Here is a 9,818-nt window from a genome sequence, read left to right on the forward strand (position 1 = left end):
GCCGCGCCGCCGGCCCAACTTTGGCTCTCCATGGAACTCTGGATACAACCCTGTGCCGCCTGCGCCGATCTGTACGGTCGGCCATCCAGCGTCGAACCGCACGATACGCTTGCCCCGGGCACCCCTGATACGGCGAGCCCGAACCAGCACTACGTCTGCGGCCGGTGCAGCGCAGTGTTCACGCGCGTGCTCTCGGGGCGGCAAGCCGGTCAAATCTGGATGTTGCTGAACGCCGGCCAGCATTAGCTCCGGCCACGGCGACGCGCATCAAGGCGTCGTCACCCCTACCGCTCGTGCACGCACCTTCCCCGCTCGCCGGAACAGCGCGAGCAACGGCCGTTCGAGCCATCGATACGAAGCCAGCCCGATCGCGACCGACACCAGCACCACGAACACGCAGGCCAGATCGCCGCGCATCCGGTGCCCGCTATCGATCACCAGCAACAACCTGATGCCGATCGGTACCGCAAACACATGCGTCAGATAGAGCGAATACGACGCGTCGCCGATCGCCTGGGAAAGCGCGCCCCACCGCACGCGCCGCTCGATCGAAAGACAGAGCGCGACGAGCGCCAGCGCGGGTAGGCCGAACACCCAGAACCGGTTGGCCTCCGTCAATACCGGCCTGAGCAGTTCATGCGAGCCGAGCGCAATCGCGAGCGCCGCGATTCCCGCAACGGGATGGATGCGTCGTCCCATTGCATACCACCAGCCGAGGCCGCATCCGAACACGAACTCGAGCACGAGCGGATTCGTGTACGTCGCGAACGCCGCGCCGGACACAGGCAGCCGGTTGAGCAAACAGGTCGCCACCAGGAAGAGGCCCACCCCGAGAATCCGCCGCCGCAGAAAACAGAGTGCGACGGCAAAGATCAGGTAGAACCACATTTCGTATTGCAGGGTCCAGCCGACGTACAGGTCGGGCTCGATCTTGCCGGCATGATTGAACACTGGAATGAATAGCAACGAAGCGATGGTATGGCCGACGCTCAGTGGCACGTTCACCAGCGCTTGCGGTGCGAACACGACCAGTGCGATGAACAGCGCGGTCAATACCCAGTAAAGCGGCACGACTCGCGCGAGCCGTGCGGCGATAAAAGATCGCGCCGACGCGAAGCCCGTCGGCAGTTCGTGCGTCACCGTGGCAATGACGAAACCGGAGATGACGAAGAAGATATCGACGCCAATCTCGCCATACAGTGAAGCGGCGTGAAAAAAATGCGGCAGCCACCCAGCGCCCATCACGAGACCGTTCGTGTGGTAAGCGACCACCCCAAGCGCCGCGAGCGCGCGAAGCGCCTGGATCGATCTGAACTTGCCGGCTCGTGTCATTCAAGGCCGCTTCGGAATATCCAATCCCTTCACCACCGCAGGACGCGCAACGAATGCGGCCAGCGCACGCTGCACGTTCGGGAAGTTCTGAATGCCGACAAGATCGCCGGCCTCGTAAAAGCCAGCCAGGTTGCGCACCCACGGGAACGTGGCGATGTCGGCGATCGAATAGGCGTCGCCGAGAATCCATGCGCGCCCTTCGAGGCGCTGCTCCAGCACACCGAGCAGCCGCTTCGATTCGGCCACGTAACGGTCGCGCGGCCGCTTGTCTTCATAGTCCTTGCCGGCGAATTTGTGGAAGAAACCGAGCTGACCAAACATCGGCCCGATACCGCCCATCTGGAACATCACCCACTGAATCGCCTCGTAGCGACCGGCGGCGTCCTGCGGAATCAGTTGGCCCGTCTTCTCCGCGAGATAAATGAGGATCGCACCGGATTCGAACAGCGGCAGCGGCTTGCCGTCCGGACCGTTCGGATCGATGATCGCCGGGATCTTGTTATTCGGGTTGAGCGAGAGAAACTCCGGCGTCATCTGATCGTTGGTGTCGAATCGCACCAGATGCACCTCGTAAGGCAGACCGATTTCTTCCAGCATGATCGACACCTTGACGCCATTCGGCGTGGGCAGCGAATAAAGCTGAAGCCGGTCGGGATGCTGGGCAGGCCATTTATTCGTGATCGGGAAAGCGGCTAGATCGGTCATGGGAAGCGTTCACCTTGTGCGGAAGTTAGCGAAGCCGCCAAATATAAACCGTCGCGCCACATGCCGGGTAAAACACGCCTTGCCATTCACACGTCGAACGTCCAAAAAGTAAAGGCGCCGAAGCGCCTTTACTTTCCAGCTTACTGTCCAACGGTCAATGCGCGTCACGCGCCGGATTAATGTCCGGTGCGCTTTGCATTGTCCTTGGCGTCTTCCTTGGCGTCGCCATAAGCTTTCTGAACCTTGCCGGCGCCTTGCTGCAGATCGCCCTTCAGTTCTTTACCCGGGTCGTTGGTCACCTTGCCGACTGCCTCGTTGACCTTACCCTTGATTTGCTCGCCCACACCCTTCACTTGGTCCTTGTTCATGTTCGGCTCCATTGTTTGGAATGCCAGCGCGAGATTACGCCAGTACTTTCCTTGAGCAACGGGTATGCCTGAGTCTCGATGCTCTGCAGCATCGAGAACTCGCAAAATGCGAAAAAAAGATGGTCAGAGGCCTAAAGTCTCCAGCCGGCCTGCCGTAAAGCAGGCAAGGAGAAGACATGAACCGCACACTCATTTCGCTTTCCGGGTCGTTCAGGACCGGTTTTATCGACAATGACATCATGCACATTGCGCGCGTGATGGGACCGTCTTTACACGGTGACATGGCTGGGCCGATCCTGTCGGCCGGTTACTGGCGCAAGCGCCTCGAGCAACTGCTTGCCGCCGCCCATCTCTCGCACACCCAGCTGCTCGCCATCGACGAGCTAATGTTGCAACTCGAAGCGTTCGAGGCAAATCCTGCGCCGGTCCTGCCGGTCGCGACAAACCGTCGACGTCACAAGGCAGCGGCCCTCGCCGCCAACCCGGGTTAAAAAAAAGCCGCGATTCTCGTCGCGGCTTCAACACGTCGCAACGCTGGGAATTCGCGTCACACGGCAAGCGTACAGGGCACCGTGTGACAAGCGTATTTCACCGAAAAAGCCGCGCGGCCATCGAAGGACTTGTTCTGCAGAATGCGCGGAAGGGGAAAATGGGGACGACTTTAGGTCATAATGTCCGCAAAAATTCCCAGCAAGGACCGCCGTGACCCTCGCCGCATCGTTCGAACTGCTCAGGCAGGCTCGCGCACGCTTCACCCAGCGTGAAATCGCCGCCCATGTCGGCAAGGACACCAAGACCATCCGGCGCTGGGAGAAAGGCGAATCGCCCTGCCCTGCGATGCTCGAACCGGCGTTGCGCGATCTGCTGCAAGGCGGCACGCGGGTCGGCGGCGTCGCAGGCTCCGGGCAGGCGCAGTTCCGCTTCATCGACCTGTTCGCGGGTATCGGCGGCATTCGTATGGGTTTCGAGGCGCACGGCGGCGAGTGCGTGTTCACCAGCGAATGGAACGACTTTTCCACCAGAACGTATCGCGACAACTACCCCGGCGACGCTGCGCACACGCTGATCGGCGATATCGTGACCTTCCCCGCCGAAGAGGTGCCGAGCCACGACGTGCTGCTAGGCGGCTTCCCCTGCCAGCCTTTTTCGATCGCTGGCGTCAGCAAGAAAAACGCGTTGGGCCGGCCGCACGGTTTCGAGTGCACGACTCAGGGCACGCTGTTTTTCGATGTCGCGCGGATCATCGCCGCGAAGCGCCCCGCCGCGTTTCTGCTCGAAAACGTGAAGAACCTCTTGTCGCACGATAAAGGCCGCACCTTCGAGGTGATCCTGCAAACCCTGCGCGACGAGCTTGGCTACGAAGTGCATTACCGGGTGATCGACGGTCAGCATTTCACGCCGCAGCATCGGGAGCGCATTATCATCGTCGGCTTTCGCGGCAAGACGGAGTTTTCGTGGAACGATCTGCTTCTGCCGCAACAGGGACCACGCCTCGGCTCCATCCTGCATCGCACCGACGGCACCGAACCAGTTCTACCGTGGGACCAGGAACGCTTCTTCGATCACGCTAACCGCCGCGTGCAGCCGAAGTACACGCTCACCCCGAAGCTCTGGACGTATCTGCAGAATTACGCGGACAAGCACCGCGCGGCGGGTAATGGCTTCGGTTTCGGCATGGCCTACCCGGATAGCGTGACGCGCACGCTGTCGGCGCGCTATCACAAGGACGGCTCCGAGATTCTGCTCTACCAGGGCGAGACGCTGCGGCCCCGTCGCCTGACGCCGCGCGAATGTGCGCGCCTGATGGGCTTCCCCGATACGTTCCGGATTCCGGTGAGCGATACCCAGGCCTATCGCCAGTTCGGCAATAGCGTCGTCATGCCGGTGATGCGGGAAGTGGCGCGCATCATGCTGCCGCATGTGCAGACCCTACTCGCCGAGACAAGCCAACATGGTTCGAAGCAAGCCCTTTCGCTGTACGCCTGACCGAGCCAGGAATTGCCCGACGGCGCGTGCCGGATTCCAGGCATGGTAGACATCGTCGATAGCGCGACGCGCAGCCGGATGATGTCCGGCATTCGCGGACGCAACACCAAGCCGGAAATTCTGATTCGCAGCCTGTTGCATCGACGGGGATACCGTTTCCGGCTCGACGTGCGCGAACTGCCGGGTCGGCCGGATATCGTGCTGCCACGTTATCGCGCCGTCGTGCTGGTGCACGGCTGCTTCTGGCATGGCCACGATTGTCGCCTGTTCAAATGGCCGCAAACGCGGCCGGAATTCTGGCGCGAAAAGATCGGCAGAAACCGGAGTAACGATGCGAAGGTCCACCAGGCCCTGCTCGATCAGGGCTGGCGCGTCGCGGTGGTGTGGGAATGCGCATTGCGTGGTGCGAATCGGGATATCGAAGGCGTGTTGCAGCGGCTCACCGACTGGCTGCAAGACGACACGCCCAACTTCGAAGAACGCGGCTGAAAAGCCGCCTCGTGCGCGGCTGGTTGCAGCCCGTTACGAGCAGAACCCGCGAGTGCTGGTGATACACTCGACCGGCTCACGCGGAGCGCCCGAGCTTGTCGCTTTGCCTGCGGTCACGTCGTATTTCAGTCTGCGCGCAGGTACGCTCCGATCGTCCCAGAACCATTCATAGAAGGGAGGCAGCATGGCCGATTTCCGTCTTTGGTCCGACGACTTTCCCGCCAACGGTTTCATGCCGAAGGCGCACGAATTCGACGATCAAGCTTTCGGTGTGGATGGCGAGAACGTCTCGCCCGCTTTGCAATGGGACGCGCCGCCGGCCGACACCCAAAGCTTCGCGCTCACCGTCTACGACCCCGACGCGCCGACCGGCAGTGGCTTCTGGCATTGGGTCGTCGTCAACATTCCGGCCGACGCGCGCTCGTTGCCGCGCAATGCCGGCAAAGCCGACGGCGCATTGCTGCCAGCCGGCGCGCTCCAGGTCCGTAACGATTACGGCACGGTCGGCTTCGGCGGCGCCGCACCGCCGCGCGGCGACAAGGCGCATCGCTACATCTTCCGTCTGCATGCGCTGAAGGTGCCGCATCTGCCGATCAATGCGGAGACCACCAACGCCGTGGCCCGCTTCATGACGCATCTGAACGAACTCGATTCGGCCACCCACACTGGCCTGTACGAACTCAAATAACACGTGAGAGACGCGACATCGGCGCAACTGACGCGCCGATGTCGTTCCGCCGCCCTGCGTCCTTCGACGGACTTCGGGCGTGCGGCGCGTGTGGCCCGTCGTGTGGTCGACGAGCCGTCCAACTACAAATCGAACGATCGATGCACGCACAACCAACGCGCCCCCCACGCGCAACGGCCAATACCGCCGCCGGCTGGCCTGCGGGCAGCCCGGAACAGGGGCTTCCCACTCCGCAACGTTATTGGGCGATGCTGGTCATCGCGCTCGGACTGACGCTGGCCGTGCTCGACGGCGCGATCGCCAACGTCGCGCTGCCGACCATCGCTAAAGATCTTCACGCCAGCGCGGCGGCGTCGATCTGGATCGTCAACGCTTACCAGCTCGCCACCACGATTACGCTTTTGCCGCTCGCGTCGCTCGGCGACCGCATCGGCTACCGGCGCATTTATCTCGGCGGCCTGCTGCTCTTCACGCTGGCCTCGTTCGCCTGCGCGCTGTCCACGTCGCTGCCTGCGCTAGCCGTCGCGCGCGTGCTGCAAGGCTTCGGCGCGGCGGGCATCATGAGCGTGAACACCGCGCTCGTGCGCATGATCTATCCGCCTGCGCATCTCGGACGCGGCATCGCCATCAATGCCATGGTCGTCGCCATTGCGTCGGCAGTCGGGCCGACCATTGCGTCCGGTGTGCTCGCCATCGCGGCCTGGCCGTGGCTTTTCGCGATCAACGTGCCGATCGGTATCGCAGCGATCACCGGCGGCTTCAAGGCATTGCCGATGAACGTCGGCCACGATTCACCCTACGACTACATGAGCGCGGTCATGAACGCGTTCGTGTTCGGCCTGCTGATCTTCGCCGTCGACGGTCTCGGTCACGGCGAAGGGCTCGGTTTCGTGGCGCTCGAGGGATTGGGCGCGGCGGTCATCGGCTACTTCTTCGTGCGCCGTCAATTGAGCCGCCCGGCTCCGCTCCTGCCGATCGATCTGTTAAAGATTCCGATGTTCGCGCTGTCCATCGGCACGTCCGTGTGTTCGTTCTGCGCGCAGATGCTGGCGTTCGTTTCGCTACCGTTTCTGCTGCAGGACAGCTTCGGGTTTTCGCAGGTCTACACCGGCTTGTTGATGACGCCGTGGCCGGCCATCATCATCGTCGTCGCGCCGATTGCGGGCATGCTCGCGGATCGCGTGTCGTCGGGCTGGCTAGGCGGAGTGGGACTGGCCGTGTTGACGGTCGGACTCGTTCTGCTCGCGACACTCGGCGCACATCCCGAGCCATTGCAGATTGCCTGGCGCATGGCGCTGTGCGGCGCGGGCTTCGGGATTTTCCAGTCGCCCAACAACCGCGCGATGATGTCCTCCGCGCCGCCCGATCGCAGTGGCGGCGCGAGCGGCATGCTCGGCACGGCGCGACTCACCGGACAAACGCTGGGCGCCGCGCTGGTGGCGTTGATCTTCGGCCTCGCTCCGCAGCATGGACCGACCGTCGCAATCTACGTGGCAGCGTGTTTTTCCGCGGTGGCGGCGGTGGTCAGTTCGATGCGGATCATGCAGAGGGTGAGCGTGAAAGCGGCCTGAGGCCTGCGGTTTTTGCTAGCTGCCGCACTTCGGCCGGACATAAAGAAGGGCGCGAATCGCGTATAGCGTTTCGCGCCCTTCCTGCTTTTCGACGTGACGGACAGACGCGGTGGCTTGCAAAGCCAGACCGCGCCACCGGAACTCCGGCTACGACGATGCCGTCACGTCAGCGAGCTTTACCGCTTTGGCCGTGACCGACGAAGCGGTGGCGACGTTGCGCAGATCGGAGAGGAACGTATCGCGCCAGACCGACAGATTGTTCTCGCGCATCGGCGCCATCATGTCGGCGTGGCGCGACTGACGTTCGGCGAGCGGCATCGACAGTGCGCGTTCCAGTGCCTCGGCCATCTGCGACAGATCGAACGGGTTGACGACGAGCGCGCCGGGCAACTGCTCGGCCGCACCTGCGAATTGCGACAGCACCAGCACGCCCGGATCGGCCGGGTCTTGCGACGCGACGTATTCCTTGGCGACGAGGTTCATCCCGTCACGCAGCGGCGTGACGTAGCCGACTTGCGATTGACGGAACAGCGCCATCAGCAGATTGCGTTCGTATTTGCGGTTCAGGTACTGGATCGGCGTCCAGTCGAGCTGTGCGAACCGCCCGTTGATGCGACCTGCCTCGCCTTCCAGCGTTTGCCGGATGCGTTGATAGGTCTGCACGTCGGCGCGCGTCGGTGGTGCGATCTGCACGAGCGACACTCGTCCGTGCCAGCCCGGTGCATTTCCGAGCAGGCGTTCGAACGCCTGGAAGCGCTCAACCAGCCCTTTCGAATAGTCCAGACGATCGACGCTCATGATCAGCTTGCGGCCGCGCAGACCGTCGCGCAGGCTGCGCACCGGCTTGCGGTCGGCGAACTGTTCGGCCGCTTTGGCGATTGCGTCCGGATAGATACCGATCGGATAGGCGCCGACCTTCAGGAAGCGGTTATACGCGTGGACCATGCCGTCTTCGCTCGACGTGCCATGCTGACCGCGCTCGATGAAATCGACGAACGACTGACGGTCCGCTTCCGTCTGGAAGCCGACCACGTCGTAGCTGCACATGGCTTTGACGAGTTCTTCGTGCGGCGGAATCGTGCGCAACACTTCCGGCACGGGAAACGGGATGTGCAGGAAGAAGCCGATCGGATTCTTGACGCCGAGTTCACGCAGGCAGCGCGCGAACGGCAGCAGGTGATAGTCGTGAACCCAGATGATGTCGTCGGGTTTCAGCAGCTCTTTAAGCTGCTTCGCGAGCGTCGCGTTGACGCGCTGATAGCCTGCATATTCCTGCCGATCGTAACGCGAGAGGTCGTTCCGATAGTGGAAAGTCGGCCACAGCGTCGCGTTGGAAAAGCCGCGGTAGTACTGGTCGTAGTCACGCTTGGTCAGACCTACGGTTGCGTAGGTTACGTTGCCCTGCTTTTCGATCACGGGCGCGGTGGGTTCGGACACCGTCTCGCCGCTCCATCCGAACCAGACCCCGCCGGTTTCCTTCAACGCGTCCAGCACGCCGATCGCAAGACCTCCCGCGGCGGGACGGCCTTCCTGGGACGGCGCGACACGATTCGATACCACGATCAGTCTGCTCATTGGCGCTCCACCTAGTTCAGTTGTTTCGTTGCGTACAGATATGTGCCAAACAGGTGCATGCAAGTCGCGTGCCGTTTTCGCCGTATCCGGGAAATAAAAATGTGTGCAAATGTGACGAACGAGCTAAAACCCGCGATGTCGCAGCAAAGGCCAGAAGTTTTTTCTGCGATTTGGGCTTCTGCCAGCGAAACGGTTTTAGGGAATGCGGGACATCACGCGTCCTGTTCCGAGCCGAGATCGCGCTGGTAGTCGAGGCCTTCGCGGCGCACGCCACCCTGGTTGTGTTCGCCATCGGGCGGCGCATCGGGGGCAATACGGTTTTGCGGCGAGGGGTCGGACAGCGGTGCCGGCTGGTTAGTGGCGGCTTGAGGACGCGGCTTGGGCGTGGAGTGGCGCGCCGGGCGACGTAGTGCGGGGTGTCTCATGTCGATGCCTCCGGGGGAAGCTTGCCGCTGGGAAGCGGCATCCAGCGAGTGCTGGGCGTGACGCGGCGCATCGATTAGCGGGTTCCGGGTAAAAGATGCGGCGCTTTTGTAACGAATACAAATATTTGCTGCGTGGGACTGTGGCGTGGCACACGCAGTGTGTCAGAGTTGCATGCCCAATGGGTTCGGGGGCTGCTTGCCGCTAGCTTGTGGCGCTTGCGTGGGGGGCGGGTCGCCGATGGGCGGGGCGACCGGTTCTATCGGTTGCGGGGTTGGGTCTGGGATGGTGTCGGGTTCGCCCGGGGGCGGTGGCACGAAAGGGGGAGCCGAGGGCGGCTCGGTTGGCTCGGGGCGGTGCGCTTTTAGAGGGGCAACTTGAGTGGGCATGGCGGTGTCCTTTTTTTGTCCTCTTTGTGGTGGTTGGTGATCAGCAAGGGGTGTGCCGGTTAGGGTTTGTCGTTGCACTGGCTTTTTTGGCCTTTGGCCTTTCCTTGCTTTGGTAGTGGTCTATTAGCGTTCCCCCTGTGCGGGGGGGCACCTACTTTTCTTTGCCGCCCTCCATGTCAGGCTAGTTGTCGCCTCACCCGAACCGATTGATGTAAAGATTGGGGGGCGGACAGCGAATGGAAGATGAAACGCTATTCAGCAGAGACCCGGGAATGGGTAATTCAACAGATGA

Annotated in this window: 12 protein-coding genes; 6 read left to right on the plus strand and 6 right to left on the minus strand. The window is 62.3% G+C overall.

Going from position 1 to position 9,818, the window contains the following annotated elements:
* Positions 1-30: 30 nt before the first annotated feature.
* Positions 31-246: a hypothetical protein gene (locus FQ746_RS08170; protein WP_144108429.1), complete on the plus strand. Its 216-nt coding sequence runs from the start codon at positions 31-33 to the stop codon at positions 244-246.
* A 21-nt stretch (positions 247-267) separates the two neighbouring features.
* On the opposite strand, the gene FQ746_RS08175 is transcribed toward FQ746_RS08170, so the two are convergent.
* The 3 genes from FQ746_RS08175 to FQ746_RS08185 form a co-directional block, all read right to left on the minus strand.
* On the minus strand, positions 268-1,332 hold the full coding sequence (locus FQ746_RS08175; RefSeq protein ID WP_144108430.1) for an acyltransferase family protein: 1,065 nt from the start codon (positions 1,330-1,332) through the stop codon (positions 268-270).
* On the minus strand, positions 1,333-2,037 hold the full coding sequence (locus tag FQ746_RS08180) for a glutathione S-transferase N-terminal domain-containing protein (protein ID WP_144108431.1): 705 nt from the start codon (positions 2,035-2,037) through the stop codon (positions 1,333-1,335).
* 176 nt (positions 2,038-2,213) lie between these two features.
* Positions 2,214-2,405, minus strand: coding sequence for a CsbD family protein (locus FQ746_RS08185; protein ID WP_144108432.1), 192 nt, complete (start codon positions 2,403-2,405; stop codon positions 2,214-2,216).
* A 176-nt stretch (positions 2,406-2,581) separates the two neighbouring features.
* Here FQ746_RS08185 and FQ746_RS08190 point away from each other — a divergent pair, with 176 nt between their 5' ends.
* The 5 genes from FQ746_RS08190 (at position 2,582) to FQ746_RS08210 (ending at position 7,139) form a co-directional block, all read left to right on the plus strand.
* Positions 2,582-2,896 (plus strand): hypothetical protein, encoded by a 315-nt coding sequence (locus FQ746_RS08190; protein ID WP_144108433.1) that lies wholly within the window; start codon positions 2,582-2,584, stop codon positions 2,894-2,896.
* A gap of 211 nt (positions 2,897-3,107) precedes the next feature.
* Positions 3,108-4,391 (plus strand): DNA (cytosine-5-)-methyltransferase, encoded by a 1,284-nt coding sequence (gene dcm / locus FQ746_RS08195; protein ID WP_144108434.1) that lies wholly within the window; start codon positions 3,108-3,110, stop codon positions 4,389-4,391.
* Between the two features lie 42 nt (positions 4,392-4,433).
* Positions 4,434-4,880 carry a very short patch repair endonuclease gene (locus tag FQ746_RS08200; RefSeq protein ID WP_144108435.1) on the plus strand — a complete coding sequence of 149 codons (447 nt, stop codon included), beginning with the start codon at positions 4,434-4,436 and terminating at the stop codon, positions 4,878-4,880.
* 184 nt (positions 4,881-5,064) lie between these two features.
* Complete coding sequence (locus FQ746_RS08205) at positions 5,065-5,568, plus strand: YbhB/YbcL family Raf kinase inhibitor-like protein (RefSeq protein WP_144108436.1); 504 nt, start codon at positions 5,065-5,067, stop codon at positions 5,566-5,568.
* A gap of 140 nt (positions 5,569-5,708) precedes the next feature.
* Positions 5,709-7,139: an MFS transporter gene (locus FQ746_RS08210; protein ID WP_144108437.1), complete on the plus strand. Its 1,431-nt coding sequence runs from the start codon at positions 5,709-5,711 to the stop codon at positions 7,137-7,139.
* 147 nt (positions 7,140-7,286) lie between these two features.
* Here FQ746_RS08210 and otsA read toward each other — a convergent pair whose 3' ends face one another.
* The 3 genes from otsA to FQ746_RS35130 form a co-directional block, all read right to left on the minus strand.
* On the minus strand, positions 7,287-8,714 hold the full coding sequence (gene otsA / locus FQ746_RS08215) for an alpha,alpha-trehalose-phosphate synthase (UDP-forming) (protein ID WP_144108438.1): 1,428 nt from the start codon (positions 8,712-8,714) through the stop codon (positions 7,287-7,289).
* A gap of 212 nt (positions 8,715-8,926) precedes the next feature.
* Positions 8,927-9,139, minus strand: a complete 213-nt coding sequence (locus FQ746_RS08220) for a hypothetical protein (RefSeq protein WP_144108439.1) — start codon at positions 9,137-9,139, stop codon at positions 8,927-8,929.
* Between the two features lie 162 nt (positions 9,140-9,301).
* Positions 9,302-9,526, minus strand: a complete 225-nt coding sequence (locus FQ746_RS35130) for a hypothetical protein (RefSeq protein ID WP_144108440.1) — start codon at positions 9,524-9,526, stop codon at positions 9,302-9,304.
* Between the last annotated feature and the right edge of the window lie 292 nt (positions 9,527-9,818).

The organism is Paraburkholderia sp. BCC1886 (assembly GCF_900996245.1).
Lineage (GTDB): Bacteria > Pseudomonadota > Gammaproteobacteria > Burkholderiales > Burkholderiaceae > Paraburkholderia.

Excerpts from the sequence above, each read along its gene's own strand:
- FQ746_RS08170 (WP_144108429.1), top strand. The coding sequence starts at position 31 with ATGGAACTCTGGATACAACCCTGTGCCGCCTGCGCCGATCTGTACGGT.
- FQ746_RS08175 (WP_144108430.1), bottom strand. The coding sequence starts at position 1,332 with ATGACACGAGCCGGCAAGTTCAGATCGATCCAGGCGCTTCGCGCGCTC.
- FQ746_RS08180 (WP_144108431.1), bottom strand. The coding sequence starts at position 2,037 with ATGACCGATCTAGCCGCTTTCCCGATCACGAATAAATGGCCTGCCCAG.
- FQ746_RS08185 (WP_144108432.1), bottom strand. The coding sequence starts at position 2,405 with ATGAACAAGGACCAAGTGAAGGGTGTGGGCGAGCAAATCAAGGGTAAG.
- FQ746_RS08190 (WP_144108433.1), top strand. The coding sequence starts at position 2,582 with ATGAACCGCACACTCATTTCGCTTTCCGGGTCGTTCAGGACCGGTTTT.
- FQ746_RS08200 (WP_144108435.1), top strand. The coding sequence starts at position 4,434 with ATGGTAGACATCGTCGATAGCGCGACGCGCAGCCGGATGATGTCCGGC.
- FQ746_RS08205 (WP_144108436.1), top strand. The coding sequence starts at position 5,065 with ATGGCCGATTTCCGTCTTTGGTCCGACGACTTTCCCGCCAACGGTTTC.
- FQ746_RS08210 (WP_144108437.1), top strand. The coding sequence starts at position 5,709 with ATGCACGCACAACCAACGCGCCCCCCACGCGCAACGGCCAATACCGCC.
- otsA (WP_144108438.1), bottom strand. The coding sequence starts at position 8,714 with ATGAGCAGACTGATCGTGGTATCGAATCGTGTCGCGCCGTCCCAGGAA.
- FQ746_RS08220 (WP_144108439.1), bottom strand. The coding sequence starts at position 9,139 with ATGAGACACCCCGCACTACGTCGCCCGGCGCGCCACTCCACGCCCAAG.
- FQ746_RS35130 (WP_144108440.1), bottom strand. The coding sequence starts at position 9,526 with ATGCCCACTCAAGTTGCCCCTCTAAAAGCGCACCGCCCCGAGCCAACC.